The organism is Cupriavidus sp. MPR-AND1C (assembly GCF_058809705.1).
Genome location: NZ_JBXASU010000005.1, coordinates 171,109 through 190,032 on the forward strand (window position 1 = coordinate 171,109; position 18,924 = coordinate 190,032).

Below are 18,924 nucleotides of genomic sequence, written 5' to 3' on the forward strand. Positions count from 1 at the left end.
AAGGAAACAAGATGCTCGCCTATCTGCTCAAGCGCGTACTGTTGATGATCCCGACCCTGCTCGGCGTCATTACGCTGACGTTTGCGGTGATCCAGTTCGTGCCGGGAGGCCCGGTCGAACAAATGATGCTGGAGCTCAAGGGGCGAGGTGGCGGTGGCGGCGAGGCCAGCGGCGGCGGCGCGGAGTATCGCGGCCGGCGCGGCGTTGACCCCGACAAGATCAAGGAAATCCAGGCCTTGTACGGCTTCGACAAGCCGCCGCTGGAGCGCTATTTCATGATGCTCAAGCGCTTCGCCCGGTTTGATCTGGGGCAGAGCTATTTTCAGCACCGCAGCGTGTGGGAGCTGGTGAAGTCGAAGATGCCGGTCTCTGTCAGCCTGGGCCTGTGGACGTTCTTCCTGACCTACCTGATATCGGTGCCGCTCGGCATATCCAAGGCGATCCGGGCGGGCAGCCGCTTCGATGTCGTGACCAGCATGGTGGTGCTGGTGGGTTATGCCATTCCAGGCTTCGTGCTGGGCGTGTTGCTGTTGGTGCTGTTCGGAGGCGGCACCTTCGTGCAGTGGTTCCCCTTGCGCGGCCTCACGTCGGACAACTGGGACCAGCTCACGCTGATGGGCAAGGTGATGGATTACCTGTGGCACCTCGTGCTGCCGATCACCGCCTCGGTGGTGGGCAGCTTCGCGGTCGTCACTATGCTGACCAAGAACGCGTTCCTGGAGGAGATCCGCAAGCAGTACGTCCTGACCGCCCGCGCCAAGGGGCTGGCGGAGCGCCGCGTGCTCTGGAAACACGTCTTCCGTAACGCGCTGATTCCGCTCGTGACCGGTTTCCCGGCTGCCTTCATCGGCGCTTTCTTCACCGGCTCCCTGCTGATCGAAACCCTGTTTTCGCTCGACGGGCTTGGCCTGCTGTCCTACGAGGCGGTGCTGCGGCGGGATTATCCTGTTGTGCTGGGCACGCTCTACCTGTTCACCTTGATCGGCCTGGTGACGCGGCTGATCTCCGACGTTTGCTATGTGATGGTTGACCCGCGCATCCACTTCGAGGCGGTGCACCGATGAAATTCAGCTCGCGCGCGCTCCCCAACGGGCTGCCGCATTCCCTGTCGCCGCGCCAGCGCGCCTGGCAGCGCTTTCGCCGCAATCGCCTGGGCTACTGGAGCCTGATCCTCTTCGTCGCCATTTTCCTGCTGAGCATGGTCGCCGAGACCTTGTCCAGCGATCGGCCGCTGGTGGTGAAGTACAAGGGCGAGTGGTATTTCCCCATCGTCAAGACCTATGCCGAGAGCACCTTCGACGGGGACTTTCCCACCAAGGCGGACTATCTCGATCCGTTTATCCGCGACCGCATCACCAGCAACGGCAATTTCGCCATCTTCCCGCCCAACCGGTACTCGTACGACTCGATCAACTATTTCTCCAAGGAGCCAAATCCGGCGCCGCCTTCCGCGGAGAACTGGCTGGGCACCGATGACCGCGGGCGCGATGTGCTGGCGCGGCTGCTTTATGGGTTCCGCGTTTCGGTGCTGTTCAGCCTGGCGCTGACGTTGATCGGCGTGGTGATCGGCACCTTGACGGGCGCGCTGATGGGTTTCTTCGGCGGGCGCTTCGACCTGATCTCGCAGCGCGCCATTGAGATCTGGAGCTCGATGCCCGAGCTCTACCTGCTGATCATCTTCGCGTCCATTTTCACGCCGAGCCTGGCGCTGTTGATCATCCTGCTTTCGCTGTTCGGCTGGATGGGCTTGTCCGACTACGTGCGCGCCGAGTTCTATCGCAACCGCTCGCTCGACTACGTCAAGGCGGCGAGGGCGCTGGGACTGTCCAATGTGCAGATCATGTGGCGCCATATCCTGCCCAACAGCCTGACACCGGTCATCACCTTCCTGCCATTTCGCATGAGTGCGGCCATCCTGGCCCTGACCAGCCTCGACTTCCTCGGCCTTGGCGTGCCACCCACCACGCCGAGCCTGGGCGAGCTGCTGGCGCAAGGCAAGGCCAACCTCGATGCCTGGTGGATCTCCCTGTCGACCTTTGCCGTACTAGTGGTGACGCTGCTGCTGCTGACGTTCATGGGCGATGCGCTGCGCGACGCCTTTGATACGCGCCTGGGCCTGGCCCAGCTGCGCGGCCGTGTCGAGCCGAAGGCGCCAGAGGGTTCTCCCGCGGCCGAGGCGGCGTCATGAGCGCAATGCAACAAGCCACGCAGGTCACACTGGCCACGCAAGCCAGCGCCAACGATCCAATGCAACCCGTGCAAGCCAAGGGGGATGCCGGCGGCCCGCTGATGTGCATCGAACGCTTGTCAGTCACTTTCGGTCATGGTGAGGATGCCACCCGGGCGGTGCGCGATGTCAGCTTCGACCTGCGTGCCGGCGAGCGCTTCGCGCTGGTGGGCGAGTCAGGCTCGGGCAAGACTGTCACGGCGCTGGCCATGCTGCGCCTGGTGGACGATGCGCGTTACCAGGGCTCGGTGCGCTTCGAGGGGCGCGACCTGCTCAAGGTGTCGGAGCGCGAGATGCGTGGCATCCGCGGCGCTGACATTGCCATGATCTTCCAGGAGCCGATGACCGCGCTCAACCCGCTCTACACGATCGGCAACCAGATCGTGGAGACGCTGGCGTTGCATGAGGGCCTGGACCGCCGCGCGGCGCGTGAGCGCGCCATCGCGCTGCTCGAGCGTACGGGCATCAGCGACGCGGCGCACCGTTTCGACAGCTTTCCCCACCAGCTTTCGGGCGGCCAGCGCCAGCGCGCCATGATCGCCATGGCGCTTGCCTGCCGGCCCAAGCTGCTGCTGGCCGACGAGCCCACCACGGCGCTGGACGTCACCATCCGGGTGCAGATTCTGGAGTTACTGCGCGACCTGCAGGCGGAGTTCGGCATGGCCGTGATGTTGATCACGCACGACCTCAACCTGGTCCGGGCCTTCGCCCAGCGAGTGGGGGTGATGGAGAAGGGCGTGCTGGTTGAGGTTGGCGAGACCGCCTCGGTATTCGCGGCGCCCCAGCATCCCTATACCCGCAAGCTGATCGACAGCCGGCCGCGGCGCGAGGTGCTGCCGCTGGTGCCGCTAGCTCCCGTGTTGCTGGAGGCGCGCGGCTTGTGCGTGAACTATGCGCGCAAGCGCCGTGGCCTGGCAGGATGGTTTGGCCGCGACCAGTTTGCCGCCGTCAAGGACGTGAATTTCTCGCTGCGCGAGGGCGAGACTATCGGCATCGTGGGCGAGTCGGGCTCCGGCAAGACCACGTTGGCCCATGCCGTGCTGAACTTGCAGCGCCGCAGCGCCGGGGATATCCAGTTCCTGGGCAAGAGCCTGGACGAGGTCTCCCGGCGCGAGCGCAGCACCTTGCGCTCGCGCCTGCAGGTGGTGTTCCAGGACCCGTTCGGCTCGTTGTCTCCGCGCATGACCATCGAGCAGATCGTGGGGGAGGGCCTTGCCCTGCACCAGCCTGGCTTGTCGCGTGATGCCATGCGCCAGCGCGTCACCGAGGCGCTGCGAGAGGTTGGCATGGACCGCACCGCCCTGGGGCGGTATCCGCACGAGTTCTCCGGCGGCCAGCGCCAGCGCGTCGCCATTGCCCGCGTCCTGATCCTCAAGCCACAGGTGCTGGTGCTCGACGAACCCACATCGGCACTCGATGTGTCCATTCAGCAGCAGGTGCTGGCGCTCCTGACGCAGTTGCAGCGCAAGTACAACCTGAGCTATCTCTTCATCAGCCACGACCTCGCGGTGATCCGCGCCATGGCGCACCGCGTCATCGTGATGAAGTCCGGCGAGGTGGTCGAGGCGGGCGATACCGAGACCGTCCTGGGTGCTCCGCAGCACGCATACACCCGCAAGCTGATGATCGCGGCAGAAATTGGTGCGAGCGATCCGACACTGCCGCAAATTGGTGCAGGCGCACTCAGGGTGTCACCCGATTGACTCGCGGTTGACATAATCAAACCGAGAAAGCATCTGCGACTTTCGTCGTATAGCCTTGATTGCAAAGCGTTTTATTTGAATTTTGTAACGAACTTTGACATGTGGATGACAACCTTATACCATCCGGCGAGAACTATTTTCGGGGGTGGTTCGCGCGTCGCTTATGCGTGTGGCGAGTGGTTTGCATCACTTGGTCCGCTTTTTGCGTGCGAGTCATCCCATTGATTTCAAGCCCGCCCGGTGCGTTTTCCCGGGGCCGGTCAAGAACGATTCATCAGGAGAACCAATGCAGCGAATGCTTCATTCCCTGGCGCGCGGCGCCGTAGGAATTGCCATTGCCTGCGGTGCCACTCTATCGAATGGAGTGCTGGCTGACACGGTCTTCAAGGATCCCGATGCTCGTATCGATGCACGTACCGAACTGAGTGCGGACCCCCATCCGGAAGGCAAGCGTGGCTTGCTCTCTTCGGTCATGAGTTCCACCAGCCATGTGGCCAGCAAGGCCGGCGACCTGGTCATGAATGCCCTCGGGCTGATTGGCGTGCGCTACCGCTTCGGAGGCAACAGCCCCGAATCGGGCCTGGACTGCAGCGGCTTCGTTCGCTACGTGTTCAATGACACCTTTGGCTTCGTGCTGCCGCGCCGCTCGGTCGAGATGAGCCAGGTCGGCACCACCGTGGCATCCAACGACCTGCGCCCCGGCGATCTGGTGTTCTTCAACACCATGCGCCACACCTTCTCGCACGTTGGCATCTATATCGGCGACAACAAGTTCGTGCACGCACCGTCCACCGGCAGCAAGATCCGCGTTGACGACATGCGTGCCTCGTATTGGGTGACGCGCTATAACGGTGCGCGCCGTATCGACGACGCGCCGCAGGACAGCGGCAGCGCCAACAACCTTGGCAATATGGTCGAGACCCTGAAGCGTTTCGATCCGAATGCAGTGAACCGCCCGCTCTACGGCGGCTGACCGGCGCGCGGACGTGGTCCGCGCCAGTCAAGGAAAAAGGACTGCCACGCAGTCCTTTTTTCGTTGGTGCTGCCGGCTCCCTACTGCGCGGCTACGGTGCCGGCGGGCCGCAGCCGCGCCTGGGCGAGCTTGTCGCGCAGGCTCGCCATGACGGCGGCGGCGGCTTGCTCGCCGGCCAGGATGGCACGGTTGCGTGAGTTGAAGTCGCTGCCGCCCATGTCCGGCAGGTCGGGGCGGATCACGATGTCGGCCCGCGCCAGCGCCATCTTGCTGATCGACTGCCCCATGATGGCGGTGGTCTGCAGCAATACCCCGCTCTGGCCATTGCTTTTCTGGCTGGAAGGCTCGGCGGAGATATTCACGGCAATCACGAAGTCCGCGCCCATGGTGCGCGCGGAGTCCACCGGCACGGGCTCGACCAGGCCGCCGTCCACATAGTCGTGTCCCTGGATCGAGACCGGCTGGAACACCCCCGGCACGCTACTCGACGCGCGCACCGCCTGGCCTGTGTTGCCGCGCCGGAACAGGATGCCCTGGCCCGTCTTGAGATCGGTGGCGACGATGCCCAGCGGCAGCTTCATGGACTCGATGGGGCGATTGGCGATCAGCTTGTTCACATAGTTCTGCAGCGCCTCGCCCTTGAGCCAGCCGCCGAAGCGGGTGCCGAAGGGCAGGGCCCAGTCGGCGATGGCAGCTTCGTCCATCGTCAGCGCCAGCTTGTTGAGCTGGAAGCCGCTCATGCCAGACGCGTAGAGCGCCGCGACCACCGCGCCAGCGCTGGTGCCGGTGACGAGGTCCGTGTGGATGCCTTGCGCCTCCAGCGCCTTGATCACGCCGATATGGGCGAAGCCGCGCGCGGCGCCGCCGCCTAGCGCCAGGCCGATCCTGATCGGGCGGGGTGGCACCACAGGCACCAGGGTCGGCGCGGCCGGTGTTTCCGGCGTGGCGGAGAGGGTGCCCGGCTTGGGGCCAAAGGAGCAGGCCGCCAGCAGTGCTGCCGCGCCGGCGCCAAGGAAATTGCGTCGTTGCATGGATAACCGAGGGAAGGGAAGTGGCGCATTAGGCGCGGCCAGCGTCGCGACGGCGGGAATGTGCCGTCCGCGCTAGCTACGCGCCCAGCGCGACAGCATTCAGACCGGGCAGAGCATAAATGATTCCGCGCGGCCGGGCACCCCGGCGCCGGGTGGGGCGGGATGCCACGCCCTGCTTGCTATAATGTGGCGATCCGTGCGACACGCACTTCGTGTCCGGGTAGCTCCAACGTTAGGAGCATCGACCTTTGTTGGGACGCGGGAAGGCTTAGGCTGACCCGTCAATCTCAACCATTTCTTGCTTTGACGAACCTGGCCGTAAGGTGGGGGGAGTCCAGATGTTGTGATGAAGGCCAGAATACCGGCCCGAGTCGCAGTTTGCTTTTTGCTGGATGAATGTCCAGCCATTGCCCAAAGGCGGGGACGCTCGCCTTTGGGCGAGTTCTCGGTAAACACACGCTCTATGGAGGGTGTGGGCGTTTGTACAATGCGGTTTGTTGTGCAGGCGCAACATAGCATTTCATCCGGTCCATATGGATCGGCGCTACGTTCTTTGGGACGGAGGCTAGCGCTCGCAAGAGCCCACCGCCGTCAAGCGCTCGCTGGTTAGGAGCACATGAAGTAAGAGAGTGAGGTTCCGGAGCGTAAGCTCTGCGCGTTATGGTTCGGTCGGACTCACCCGCGAGGGTGCTCTGATAGAGAACCTGCTATGCGACTAGCAGTAGCCTAGGGGGACATGCGTCACTGGTAACGGTGGGGTGTGAAGCTTCCCTGACAATGTAGCCCCCGTAAGGGCGCCCGTTTTCCGTGAGGGAAATGGGTGGAGACTCCGAGCAGCGATGGGGTCGAGGAGCTAGGCTGACTGGTATGGGTAATGTAAGTGAACTGCTGATAAACGTCGTAAACATTGCAGTGCCAAAGCTGCTGATAGGCACTAACCAAACGGTACGTGGTCGGATGTCCCGCTGGATCGTCGGGACACGTCGCTAATGAACCACCGGCGAAAAGGCAGGCCCTAACCCAGTCGTGTAACGCGCAGGGAACGTGGTAAGCCCGTATGGCTGCCGAAGCGCAGTTGGCTTAGGCAGGCGAACCGCAAGGAACGCTGTTGGCTGTGCGGGTATGGGAGGTTGGACAAAGCGAATGCCGGGCTGTAATGGTTCGGATAGGGGTTGAAACATCATCCCACGCGAAAGCGGGCAGACTTCCAACTGGTCTTTCGTCGCAAGACGTCTGACTGAACTCGCTTGTTTAATTTTTCTTCCCTTGAGGGGCAACTGTCCCTCAAGGGGCATGTTGTCTCTTGATTTTGGGGAGGATCCTCAAGATAGGAGAGCAGCATGGAAGCATTGATCCGCAAGGATGAATCTGCGCCCTCCGGCGTTCCGCAGCGATGGGGCGACATCAATTGGCGCCGCGTTGAGCGAAACGTTCGGGTAATGCAGATTCGAATTGCGAAGGCAACACAGGAAGGGGATTGGCGCAGGGTGAAAGCCCTGCAACGGTCTCTGACCCGCTCGTGGTCCGCCAAGGCATCGGCGGTGCAGCGAGTGACGGAGAACCAAGGTGCGCGGACAGTAGGTGTTGACCGCGAAAAGTGGGACTCGCCCGAAGTCCGATGGGAAGCCATCGGACGGTTGAAACGCCGGGGGTACCGGCCCATGCCATTACGGAGGGTCTTTATCCCCAAGTCCAATGGGAAGGAACGCCCTCTGGGTATTCCGACCATGTTGGACCGAGCCATGCAGGCCCTGTATCTGCTGGCGCTGGAACCGGTGTCCGAAGGGACGAGTGATCCGAACTCCTATGGGTTCCGGATCAATCGCTCTACCGCGGATGCCATGTCCCAGCTATTTGTCTCGTTGTCCCAGAAGGCTTCGGCTCAATGGGTACTAGAGGCGGATATCAAGGGGTGCTTTGACCATATCAGTCACGACTGGCTGGAACGCAACGTCCCGATGGACAAAGCAATTCTGCGAAAGTGGCTGAAGGCTGGCGTGGTATTTCAGGGCCAGTTTCAGGCGACCGAAGCCGGAACACCACAGGGGGGCATCATTTCCCCGACTCTGGCAAACGTGGCATTGAACGGGTTGGAACGGCAACTGGTGGAGTCCTTGCGGACAAAACTTGGAGTCGCCAACGTACGGAAGCATAAGGTGAACGTCGTGCGGTATGCAGACGACTTCGTGATCACCGGCAGTACGCCGGATGTTTTGGAGCACGAAGTGAAGCCGTGGGTAGAGGAGTTCCTAGCAGTACGGGGGCTGACGCTATCGACGGAGAAAACGCGGATCGTCCACATTGCCAACGGCTTCGACTTCCTTGGGTGGAATTTCCGTAAGTACTCGGGAACGCTGCTCATCAAGCCAAGCAAAAAGAACGTGCAGACGTTCTATCGCAAGGTGAAGGAAGTCATCAGTGCTAACAAAGCGGTAAAGCAGGCGGATCTAATCGCCCTGCTGAATCCGATGCTAAGGGGCTGGGCGCAGTATCACAGTCCAGTGGTTGCGAAGGCGACGTTCACACGTACAGAGCACGATATCTTTAGGGCTCTGTGGCGGTGGGCGAAACGGCGACACAACGGTAAGGACTCTGGCTGGGTGCGGAAGAAGTACTACGCAGCGGTCGGGGAACGAAACTGGGTGTTCGGGACCACAGTAACAAAGGCGGATGGTAGTAGCTACTGGAAGGGGTTGTATTCGCTATCGAGTACAGTTATCCAGCGGCACACAAAAATCAAGGGGAGCTACAACCCCTTTGATCCTGAGCAGGAGCGGTATGGCGAGAAGTTGCGGCAGGAGCGCATGCGATCAAGCATGTCGCACCGAAAGCAGTGGATCAAGCTGTATTTGTCCCAGCAAGGGCTGTGTGCGGTGTGTCAGTGCAAGATCACCAAAGAGACCGGGTGGGAAGATCACCACTTGGAGCCGCGCATTCTTGGCGGCTCCGATGCTCTAGGGAATCGCGTGCTGTTGCACCCGAACTGCCACATCCAAGTTCACCACCACGGTCAAACTGTTGTGAAACCGGTGTTTAACTAACATTTTGCAGAGATTTGAGCCGTATGCGGGGAAACTCGCAAGTACGGTTCCTCGGGGGGGATGGGTCAGTAATGACTTGTCCCTACCCTCCTACACCCAGGCCTGCGCGCATTCGTGCGCGGGCTTTTTTGTTTCATTCCTCTATGACACAACAACGCGTCCGCACCCGCTTCGCGCCGAGCCCGACCGGCTTCATTCACCTCGGCAATATCCGCTCCGCGCTCTATCCCTGGGCCTTTGCGCGCCGCATGAAGGGCGATTTCATCCTGCGCATCGAGGACACTGACGTCGAGCGTTCTTCGCAGGAGTCGGTGGACGTGATCCTGGAAGGCATGGCCTGGCTCGATCTCGATATCGACGAAGGCCCGTTCTACCAGATGGAGCGCATGGACCGCTATCGCGAGGTGGTCAAGCAGATGCTGGACAGCGAGCTGGCCTATCCCTGCTACATGAGCACCGAAGAGCTGGACGCGCTGCGCGACGCGCAGCGCGAGCGCGGCGAGAAGCCGCGCTACAACGGGTTCTGGCGTCCCGAGCCGGGCAAGGTCCTGCCGGCGCCGCCGGCCGGCGTGCAGCCGGTGATCCGCTTCAAGAACCCGATTGGCGGCAGCGTGGTCTGGGACGATGCGGTCAAGGGCCGGATCGAAATCTCCAACGACGAACTGGACGACCTGGTGATCGCGCGCCCGGACGGCACGCCGACCTATAACTTCTGTGTGGTGATCGACGATCTCGACATGCGCATCACCCACGTGATCCGCGGCGACGACCACGTCAACAACACCCCGCGCCAGATCAACATTATCCGCGCACTGGGTGGCGTTGCCCCCGTGTACGCGCACTTGCCGACCGTGCTCAACGAGCAGGGCGAGAAGATGAGCAAGCGCCATGGCGCCATGCCCGTGACCGGCTACCGCGACGAAGGCTATCTGCCCGAGGCCGTCCTTAATTATCTGGCCCGCCTGGGCTGGGCACATGGCGACGCCGAGATCTTCTCGCGCGAGCAGTTCGTTGAATGGTTCGACCTGGAGCACCTGGGCAAGTCGCCGGCGCAGTACAACCCGGAGAAGCTGGCCTGGCTGAACAACCACTACATCAAGGTAGGCGACAACGCGCGCCTGGCCGGCTTGACCCAGCCGTTCATCGAGGCGCTGGGCGGCAAGGTGGAGGGCGCAAGCCTGGAGGGTGTCATCGGGCTGGTGAAGGACCGTGCCAATACCCTGAAGGACGTGGCTCAGGCCGCGCTGCTGTTCTACCGTGGCGAGCCGCAGCCGGATCCGGCGCTCAAGGCAGAACACCTCAACGCCGACATCCTGCCGGCACTGCAGGCCCTGGCCACGCGGCTGGCGGCACTCGGCGAGTGGAAGCGCGAGGAGATCAGCGCGGCCTTCAAAGCGGTGCTGGCCGAATTCGGCCTGAAGATGCCCAAGCTGGCTATGCCGGTCCGCCTGCTGGTGGCGGGGCAGTTGCAGACGCCTGCCATTGATGCCGTGCTGGAGTTGTTTGGGCGCGATACGGTGCTGCGCCGCATCCAGGCCGGGCTAGCCTGAAATAATTTGAAGAAATTCCAGACAGGGGCTTGCGCTCCTGCCAGGAATTCAGCATAATCTTGTTCTCCCTGCAGCGCGGACAAAAACCAAGCGGGCAAAACAGATGGAAGCGATAAGAAGTAATCCCGCAGTAATGTGGATCGCAGAAAAAAGTTAAAAAAGGGGTTGCAAAAAAGCAAGGTTGTTTATATAATCTTGTCTTCGCTGAAACGAAGAAACAAACGCGAAACGCTGCGAAAGCAGCGGTAGCAAAAAGAAGTAGGCGGTAACGTAGTACCATGGGGCTATAGCTCAGCTGGGAGAGCGCTTGCATGGCATGCAAGAGGTCAGCGGTTCGATCCCGCTTAGCTCCACCAAAATGCCGGAAGTTTCGAGTGTGATAAATCGAGGCTTCCAGGGTGTTGTGAAGGTCTGGTTGTTGAGATTTTCACAGTGCCAGACGAAATAAGTCGAAAGACAAGTTTCTGTCCCCATCGTCTAGAGGCCTAGGACATCACCCTTTCACGGTGAGTACAGGGGTTCGAATCCCCTTGGGGACGCCAAATAACGAACGTAACCAAACGTTCGAGTTGTCGTCGAAAGCATCGCTGTCGATGATAAGTAAGAGTATGGAGTGGTAGTTCAGTTGGTTAGAATACCGGCCTGTCACGCCGGGGGTCGCGGGTTCGAGTCCCGTCCACTCCGCCAAAACTAAACCCGCATGGTTATGCCATGCGGGTTTTTTCTTTTGCTGTCCAGCATTCTCTCGAGCAGTTTCCGATAATCCCTGCTACTTGATTCAGTTCGCGCGCGATGGTTGCGCGGCGACATTATGTCGGGCCTCGCCTGCTCACCGGGCAGGCATTATCACGCTGTGGCTGGCGGCGGTCCGCCCTTGTTCGGCTATATGCCCTCGTCGCGGCGGAGATAATCCATCCGCTGCGTGTTCCAGGCTTGCTCAGATTGCACGGCGCCGGCTGACTGTGGCGAAGTAGCGCACCAGCAGCGAGCCGGCGATGGCCAGGCTGATGCTGTTAGCCAGCCAGAACCCCGCGGCTCCCCGCGTGAAGGCGGGCAGGGCGTCGATCAGGCCAAAGCCCAGCACGTAACCGCCCCCCAGGCCGACTCCCCAGAGAGACGCCGCGTAGATCAAGGTCGGCACCAGTGCGATCTTGTAGGCGCGCAGGATGAATGCCGTCATGACCTGGACTGCGTCGAATGCCTGGTAGAAGGCGATGAACAACATGAGAGGAAGGGCGGCGCGTACCACTGCAGGATCCTTGGCGTAGGCATGCAGCAGGGGTTCTCGCAGGATCCACAGCAGGCCACCGACCATGATCGCCAGCGTAGCCGCCAGGCAGATGCCGTGGCGGGCAATGCGGCGTGCGCTGTCCTGGTCGCGCGCGCCGATGGACTGCGCTACCAGGGTGGAGGTGGCGATCGCCAGCGACAGCGGCAGCATATAGGCCACCGCCCCCAGGTTGGCAATGATCTGGTGGCCAGCCAGCACCACGGTACCCATGCGCGTGATGAAGATCGACATCAAGGTAAACGAGGTGATCTCGATCAGGTAGGTCAGCCCCATCGGCACGCCCAGGCGCAACAGTGCCCGGATCGGCCGCGCTTGCGGCCACGCCCAGCTGGAAAAGATCTGCAGAGTGCGGTAGGCCGCGTTGCGCCGCAGGATCATGATGCCGGAGATGCACCAGATCCAGCTGATCAGCGCCGAGGCCAGCGCGCAGCCCGGCCCGCCCATCGGCGCCAGGCCGAAGCCACCGTCGATGAACCAGGCATTGAGCGGAATCTTTACCACCAGCCCGACGAGCTGCAGTACGGTCACCATGACCGGGCGCGACAAGGCGTTGTTGAGTGCCGAGTAGATGCGAAAGCCCAGTGCGGCCGGCAAGCCAAAGGCCTGGATATGCAGGTAGTGCGTTGCCTTCTCGACCAGCTCCGGCGGTGCCTGGGCAAACTCCAGCAGCGGGCCGGGGAACAACAGCAGCAACATGCCGGGGATCGCCAGCGCCAGTCCCAGCCAGGCGGCCTGTCTGACTTCATTGCCAATTTCCGCCGCGCGCCCGGCGCCATGGAGCTGACCGGCGATCGGTGCAAGCGCCTGCAGCACGCCCATCAAGCTGATGTAGACCGTGATGTAGATGGACCCGCCCAGCCCCACGGCGGCCAGGTCGATGGCAGAGGCTCGCCCGGCCATGATGGTGTCGATCACGCCAAAGGCGATCACCGCAAGCTGGCCGACCAGGACCGGTGCGGCCAGCACGGAAATGCGGCGGATATCGTGGAACATGTTCATGCGGGCAGGCGTGGCGCCGCCACCTCAGGGGTGGCTTGGCAGCCGACGTCCGGGCAGGCTGGGCCGGGGCGGCGCGACCCGGGACATATCGACCAGGCGATACATGCGAAAACGCTCGTCGCGATCGGAGGGGCGCCGGCCTTCCCAGATCAGGCGCCATTCAAAGTGCGAGATGCTGGTAGGTTCGCCGTAGTCGACCGGGTCGTGGCGCAGCAGGACGTCGCAGCCGTCATCCGGGCCGCCGAAGCGGATATGGCCGAAATAGGCAAACGACGCCAGCTGCGCGTCGCCCATACGAATCGGCTGCACACAGTTATACGCCGTGGGCAGCGCCATCGAGGCGGCCTGGGCCACGTCGCGATAGGTCTTGCCGTAGTTGATCGATGGCAACCACAGCGTCATGGCCAGCACCCACATCAGCGTGGTGCCAGCGGCCGAGATCACCACCGGGCGCCAGATCTGCTTAGGCGCGCGCGACAGGCGCCAGCGCACGATCAGGATCCAGGCTGCCGTCACCAGCAGCGCATAGACGATCGCACTGACGGTGAAGTCCTGCTGGAAGCCCGGCAGCAGGCGGTAGATATTGGCGGCGACGCGCGGAGGCTGGCCCGTCGTCCTGGCGATCCACATGAACCAGACGAAGCCACCGAAGATGGTGAAGAACAGCAAGGCGAACCAGTCGATCGCGTTGATGGCGGCGCGCGTGAGCGTCGGCAACCCGAACGCGGCAAGCACGGCCATCGGCGGCAGCAGTAGGATGAACTGTACGTCGCCCGGCGCACGCAGCAGAAACAGCAGCAGCAGCGGTGGCAGCAGCATCGCCAGGGGCAGCGCCACATGCGGCGCACGGCGCATGCCCGACCAGCTCAGCCAGGCCCAGCAGGCAATTGGCCACACCGGCCAGGTAAACAGCAGCAGGTTGCGTGCGATGAAGTTGAGCGCAGCGGCGTTCGGCGCGCCGTAGGTGCGGCGATCGTAGCGCGACCACTCGCGGATGAAAGTCACGGCGTCGTTGTGGTCGGTCGCGCCGAAGTAGGCGGCGGCCATCCAGGCTGCCACCAGCGCCAGCGCCAGCGGCACGCTTGCCAGCAGCACGCGCGGCAGGGGCAGGGGCTTGCAGGCCAGGCCGCAGATGATGACCGACGCCAGCAAGACCAGCGGGATGACCGGCCCGCTGGACAGGGTCAGTGCGCCCAGCCCGACGCCCAGCCAGATACCACCCTGGATTGGCTTGTCCAGGCTGCGGACCATGCCATACAGGCTCATGGCGACAAAGCAAACTTGCCCAACCTGTGGCGTGGTTTCGTGGCCGCGCATGGCCAGGCCTACGCAGGCCAGGAAGATCAGCAGGGCGCCGTCGGCCAGCGTGCGGCCGTAGTCGCGCGCGTTGGGCTGGCCGCCAAAGACATAGGCGAAAGGCTGCACCTCGGCGCGCCGGCCGAGCAGGTAGGTCGCGTACCAGATCAGTGAGCAGGTGCCGAAGTAAAAGAGTGCCGTGGCGATGCGCGACGCGTCCGGCGCGCCGAGCCAGCCGCCAAACAGGCGGATCATCAGGGCGCCAACCCAGAATACCAGCGGGCCGTCTTCACCATAAGGGCGGCCCACGATATTGGGCATCAGCCAGTCCTGGGTGCCGCCGGTGGCCAGTTGCCACATTACGCCGAAGCCAGCCGCATCCTCGTTTTTCCACGGATCGCGGCCGAACAGGCCAGCCAGGCCGTAAATGATGCAGATGGCCAGCAACAGTGCGCGCGGAAGCGTACCGGTGGCGGCTGCGGTCAGGTGGACACGGGAAGTCTTGGCTGCGCTCATTGATTGGAGGGTCTAGGGGGCCGCCGGGGCGGGGCGCTCCCGGTTAGCTGCGTCCGGAGGGCGCCGGTTGGTGCCGATCGCGCGGAGGCTGCAAAAGCAAAGAGGCAGCCGATGCTGCCTCTTTGCTTGGGTGCGCGGCGCCGGAGCATTTTGTCCGAGGCCATGCAGCGAGCGGGCTCGCGGCGAATTACTTCGCGGTGAGCTTGTTCAGCTTGCTGCCGAACTTCTGGCGGAACTTCTCGACGCGGCCGGCCGTGTCCATGATCTTCTGGGTGCCGGTGTAGAACGGGTGCGATTCCGACGACACTTCGATCTTGGCCAGGGGGTATTCCTTGCCGTCGCGGGTGATCGTGTCGCGCGTCTGGATGGTCGAGCGGGTCACAAAGCTGAAGTCGTTCGACACGTCGAGGAATACGACTTCGCGATAATTCGGGTGAATGCCTTCTTTCATGGTGTTTCCTTTCAGGTTGGGTAGCCAGTCCGTTGTTTGCCGTGCTGCTGCTGCTGCCATTGCCAAAAGCGCGAAAAAAAGCGCCAGAAACTGGATGCGCTGATTGCACTGGCAGCGTTGCGGCGAACGAACCACTTGCCGATAACGGACAATCCGGGATTATCGCAGAAAAACAAAAAGCTGGGCAAGTTTTGAGTGCGCGATGCGCACGGCGGCCGAGGGTGGCGAAAGGTTGGTCTTCGATCACATTGAGGCCGGATCCTGGCGATAAAACGCCGCGAGTGAATCATAGAGAACCGGCCAGTGCCTGCGAAGGCCGGTCGGCTCGACAAAGAAGGTCTCCGAGGCCACGGCGAAGAACTCGCTTGGCGCCTCGCAGCCATATGGGTCGATCACCCGCAGCGCCGGCGGCAGCCGTTCCGGATGGTCCCAGGCATGGTCGGACTGCTGCTCGCAGGCGTCCGCGAAGCGGTCGTACTCGGTAAGGAAGGACTCGGCCCATTGCTCGCGGTCGATGCCCGGATGGAGCACGCGTGAGAAGGGCGGCACGCCGTCCGGCTCGCCGTCGAGCATGTCGAGCTTGTGGGCGAACTCGTGGATGACTACGTTGTAGGTGTCATCGGGGTGGTGGGCATGGCGTGCATTCAGTCCGGCGCCGGGGGTCTGCACATCAGGCCAGGAAAGGATGACCGGTCCGTGTTCCCAGGCTTCACCACTGGCTTCCTCGACCACGCCATGCACTAGCCCGATCTCGTCCTCGACGGTGCGGCGGATGACGAAGTCACCGGGGTAGAGCACAATGCCGCGCCACCCGCGATACCACTCGATGCCCAGCTTGAGAATGGGCACGCAGGCTTGCAGCGCGACGCTCGTCACCATCTCGTCGGTGAGCGGCAGGTCGTGCGCGGTTGAGTATTCCTTGTCGGCGATGAACAGGGTGGCGAGCTCGCGCAAGGTGGCGAGATCGGCGGCGCCATAGCGCTGCACGAACGGCAGCGTGGCCACCGTGTGCGCCCACAGCGCATCGGGAATGGCGTAGTGTTCGAGTTTGCGCACGCGCGAGCGCGCACGCAGGAAGTGGCTCAGTCGGCCGAACATGGGACTCCTGCAGGCACGGGGCGGAAATGCAAAAGGGCGCGCCGAGGCGCGCCCTTCCAGTGCATTGCCAGCGCGCGAACCGCAGCGCGCGGCATAGCGAACGATCAGCCGCCTCTGCGCATCATATCGAAAAACTCGGCGTTGTTCTTGGTCGCCTTCATCTTGTCGAGAATGAACTCCATGGCCTGCACTTCATCCATGTCCGAGATGAACTTGCGCAGCACCCAGACCTTTTGCAGGATCTCGGGCTTGATCAGCAGTTCTTCGCGGCGCGTGCCGGACTTGTTCAGGTTGATCGACGGATAGACGCGCTTTTCCGCCAGGCGGCGTTCCAGGTGCACTTCCATGTTGCCGGTGCCCTTGAACTCTTCGTAGATCACGTCGTCCATGCGGCTGCCCGTTTCGATCAGCGCGGTGGCGATGATGGTCAGCGAGCCGCCTTCTTCCAGGTTACGCGCAGCGCCGAAGAAGCGCTTGGGGCGTTGCAGCGCGTTGGCGTCCACACCACCAGTCAGCACCTTGCCCGAGGCCGGCACCACCGTGTTATAGGCACGTGCCAGGCGGGTGATCGAGTCCAGCAGGATCACCACGTCGCGCTTGAGTTCGACCAGGCGCTTGGCCTTTTCGATCACCATTTCAGCGACCTGCACGTGGCGGATGGCGGGTTCGTCGAAGGTCGACGCCACCACTTCACCGCGCACCGAGCGCATCATTTCGGTCACTTCTTCCGGGCGCTCGTCGATCAGCAGCACGAACAGGTCCGCTTCCGGATGGTTGTTCGCAATCGCGTGGGCGATGTGCTGCAGCATCACGGTCTTGCCGGACTTGGGCGAGGACACCAGCAGGGCGCGCTGGCCACGGCCAATCGGCGCGATCATGTCGATGATTCGGCCGGTGATGTTTTCCTCGGCGCGGATTTCGCGCTCCAGCGTCAGCGGCCGGTTCGGGTGCAGCGGCGTCAGGTTCTCGAACATGATGCGGTTCTTGACCGCTTCAGGCGCTTGACCGTTGACCTTGTCCACCTTCACCAGTGCGAAATAGCGCTCGCCGTCCTTGGGGGTCCGTACTTCGCCCTCGATCGTGTCGCCGGTATGCAGGTTGAAGCGGCGGATCTGCGAAGGGCTGATGTAGATGTCGTCCGTGCTTGCCAGGTAGGAGGTCTCGGGCGAGCGCAGGAAGCCGAAGCCGTCCGGCAGGACTTCCAGGGTGCCGTCACCAAAGATGATTTCGCCCAGCTTGGCGCGCTTCTTCAGGATCGCAAACATCAGCTCCTGTTTGCGCATCCGTTGTGCGTTGTCGATCTCGAGGGTCGCGGCCATTTCGAGAAGCGCAGACACGTGAAGCGATTTGAGTTCTGTCAGGTGCATAGACGAGGGGTACAGAGGCGCCCGGACGGGCTGGACCTAAAGGAGGGGGAGGAAATGAGCGAACGCTCGGGGAAGTTGTTGATGCCATCTTAGCACAATCCGGACGGTGCGCCAGGGAAGGCGCACGCACGTCGGATTGTGGCTACACCGGGGGAGCGCCTGATGGCGCCGCGCCCCGGGCCGGCGTATTACAGATTGCCGTCGAGGAATGCGGTCAGTTGCGACTTGGACAGCGCGCCGACCTTTTGCGCGGCAACCGCGCCATTCTTGAACAGGATCAGCGTGGGGATGCCGCGAATGCCGAACTTGGCCGGCACTTGCTGGTTCTCATCGACGTTGATCTTTGCGATCTGCAGCTTGTCGCCGTAGTCTTTGGCCACTTCGTCCAGGATTGGGGCGATCATCTTGCAAGGACCGCACCATTCTGCCCAGAAGTCGAGCAGGACAGGCTTGTCGGACTGGAGCACGTCTGCGTCGAAGGAGGCGTCGCTCACATACTTGATTTGTTCACTCATGGCGGAAAACCTCTGGTTTCGCTCTGTTTAATTTAAAGGCGGGATTTGCCGAACCGCTACATTACACGAGTTTGCGCCTACCCGTGGGCGGGCGCCTTACCCGGTGCGGGCTTGTCCCGAGCGACGGGACAGCCATGACTGGCGGGATGTTGCTCATATATTACCAGTTGATGGGAATTCAATACCCGGCTCATCAACCTCACGGTGCGCTGCCGTACGCGGAGATGAAACCCGGCCGATGCGGCTGCGTGTAGCGCCATTCTGCCCGCGAATCCAAGCCTGGTGGGTTCATTGTATTAATCGGCGCAAGAGCTTTTATCAATCGGGGGCCGCGCCGAAGTTCGCCGAGAGGTGCTCGATGTGTGACTTATAGGTAACGCCATTTATGCTTCGACATGCGGCGCGAGGGCTTTGCGCAAACGCAATCGAATGCGATGCAAAGGTCGCGCGGCGCCCCCGGGCGCGTAGAATGGAATCATGCGCCCGGCCTCGGCCCGGCGCCTTCCCGCGCAACAGACAAGGCTACAGACCATGACGCCAGACACCCCTTCCAAGCCGGATCCGCAGCAACCCCCCGAAGTGGAACACTTGAGCGACGCGCTGGAGCACATCAATGCGGCAGTCGAGCAGGAGAGCATTGCCGGCGGCGCTGCCAAGGGCCTCCTTTACAGCGTCATAGAGACCCTGGGCGCGCTCGTGGGCGACCCCGACCTGCCAGAGCACGCACGCTCCGGCTACCAGGGCCTGCTGGAGACCGCGCGCGAAATCCGCTCGCGCCTGGAGGCCGGCAGCCAATGAAGGTTCTCCGGGCTCTGAGGGCATCGCGCATCCCGTGCGCGATGCCCGGCTGTGCGCGCTGACCGGCG

Annotated in this window: 14 protein-coding genes and 3 tRNA genes; 10 read left to right on the plus strand and 7 right to left on the minus strand. The window is 62.5% G+C overall.

Annotated elements, in window-relative coordinates; all coding sequences use genetic code 11:
* Positions 1 to 11: 11 nt before the first annotated feature.
* The 4 genes from AC1RWI_RS05330 to AC1RWI_RS05345 all read left to right on the plus strand — a co-directional run bounded on the left by AC1RWI_RS05330 (position 12) and on the right by AC1RWI_RS05345 (position 4,903).
* On the plus strand, positions 12 to 1,064 hold the full coding sequence (locus tag AC1RWI_RS05330) for a microcin C ABC transporter permease YejB (RefSeq protein ID WP_043347554.1): 1,053 nt from the start codon (positions 12 to 14) through the stop codon (positions 1,062 to 1,064).
* Entirely contained in the window at positions 1,061 to 2,188 is a 1,128-nt protein-coding gene (locus tag AC1RWI_RS05335) for an ABC transporter permease (RefSeq protein WP_043347552.1), read from the plus strand. Before AC1RWI_RS05330 ends, AC1RWI_RS05335 begins: the two co-directional genes overlap by 4 nt.
* Before the next feature lie 59 nt (positions 2,189 to 2,247).
* Complete coding sequence (locus AC1RWI_RS05340; protein ID WP_052494800.1) at positions 2,248 to 3,930, plus strand: ABC transporter ATP-binding protein; 1,683 nt, start codon at positions 2,248 to 2,250, stop codon at positions 3,928 to 3,930.
* 286 nt (positions 3,931 to 4,216) lie between these two features.
* Positions 4,217 to 4,903, plus strand: coding sequence for a C40 family peptidase (locus tag AC1RWI_RS05345; RefSeq protein WP_043347549.1), 687 nt, complete (start codon positions 4,217 to 4,219; stop codon positions 4,901 to 4,903).
* Positions 4,904 to 4,983: 80 nt separating this feature from the next.
* Here AC1RWI_RS05345 and AC1RWI_RS05350 read toward each other — a convergent pair whose 3' ends face one another.
* Positions 4,984 to 5,934, minus strand: coding sequence for a patatin-like phospholipase family protein (locus AC1RWI_RS05350; protein ID WP_492865002.1), 951 nt, complete (start codon positions 5,932 to 5,934; stop codon positions 4,984 to 4,986).
* Positions 5,935 to 7,274: 1,340 nt separating this feature from the next.
* Between AC1RWI_RS05350 and ltrA the strand changes: the two genes are divergently transcribed.
* From ltrA to AC1RWI_RS05375, 5 genes are all read left to right on the plus strand, one after another.
* Entirely contained in the window at positions 7,275 to 8,975 is a 1,701-nt protein-coding gene (gene ltrA / locus AC1RWI_RS05355) for a group II intron reverse transcriptase/maturase (protein ID WP_492865004.1), read from the plus strand.
* Positions 8,976 to 9,118: 143 nt separating this feature from the next.
* Complete coding sequence (gene gltX / locus AC1RWI_RS05360) at positions 9,119 to 10,525, plus strand: glutamate--tRNA ligase (RefSeq protein ID WP_043347543.1); 1,407 nt, start codon at positions 9,119 to 9,121, stop codon at positions 10,523 to 10,525.
* 280 nt (positions 10,526 to 10,805) lie between these two features.
* Positions 10,806 to 10,881, plus strand: a tRNA-Ala gene (locus AC1RWI_RS05365).
* A 110-nt stretch (positions 10,882 to 10,991) separates the two neighbouring features.
* A tRNA-Glu gene (locus AC1RWI_RS05370) sits at positions 10,992 to 11,067 on the plus strand.
* A 68-nt stretch (positions 11,068 to 11,135) separates the two neighbouring features.
* Positions 11,136 to 11,212, plus strand: a tRNA-Asp gene (locus AC1RWI_RS05375).
* Between the two features lie 250 nt (positions 11,213 to 11,462).
* Here the strand turns inward: AC1RWI_RS05375 and AC1RWI_RS05380 are convergent.
* From AC1RWI_RS05380 to trxA, 6 genes are all read right to left on the minus strand, one after another.
* Positions 11,463 to 12,815, minus strand: coding sequence for an MATE family efflux transporter (locus tag AC1RWI_RS05380; RefSeq protein ID WP_063778416.1), 1,353 nt, complete (start codon positions 12,813 to 12,815; stop codon positions 11,463 to 11,465).
* Positions 12,816 to 12,839: 24 nt separating this feature from the next.
* On the minus strand, positions 12,840 to 14,627 hold the full coding sequence (locus AC1RWI_RS05385; protein WP_043347540.1) for an ArnT family glycosyltransferase: 1,788 nt from the start codon (positions 14,625 to 14,627) through the stop codon (positions 12,840 to 12,842).
* Between the two features lie 187 nt (positions 14,628 to 14,814).
* The gene (locus tag AC1RWI_RS05390; protein ID WP_006157720.1) at positions 14,815 to 15,078 is read right to left on the minus strand and encodes a type B 50S ribosomal protein L31; all 264 of its coding nucleotides are present in this window, start codon (positions 15,076 to 15,078) and stop codon (positions 14,815 to 14,817) included.
* A 243-nt stretch (positions 15,079 to 15,321) separates the two neighbouring features.
* Positions 15,322 to 16,176 (minus strand): M90 family metallopeptidase, encoded by an 855-nt coding sequence (locus AC1RWI_RS05395; RefSeq protein ID WP_043347538.1) that lies wholly within the window; start codon positions 16,174 to 16,176, stop codon positions 15,322 to 15,324.
* 104 nt (positions 16,177 to 16,280) lie between these two features.
* Positions 16,281 to 17,543, minus strand: a complete 1,263-nt coding sequence (rho, locus tag AC1RWI_RS05400) for a transcription termination factor Rho (protein WP_043347534.1) — start codon at positions 17,541 to 17,543, stop codon at positions 16,281 to 16,283.
* A gap of 188 nt (positions 17,544 to 17,731) precedes the next feature.
* Positions 17,732 to 18,058 carry a thioredoxin TrxA gene (gene trxA, locus AC1RWI_RS05405; RefSeq protein ID WP_010814265.1) on the minus strand — a complete coding sequence of 109 codons (327 nt, stop codon included), beginning with the start codon at positions 18,056 to 18,058 and terminating at the stop codon, positions 17,732 to 17,734.
* Positions 18,059 to 18,589: 531 nt separating this feature from the next.
* On the opposite strand from trxA, the gene AC1RWI_RS05410 reads away from it, so the two are divergent.
* On the plus strand, positions 18,590 to 18,856 hold the full coding sequence (locus AC1RWI_RS05410) for a hypothetical protein (protein WP_492865007.1): 267 nt from the start codon (positions 18,590 to 18,592) through the stop codon (positions 18,854 to 18,856).
* The last annotated feature ends 68 nt before the right edge of the window (positions 18,857 to 18,924 follow it).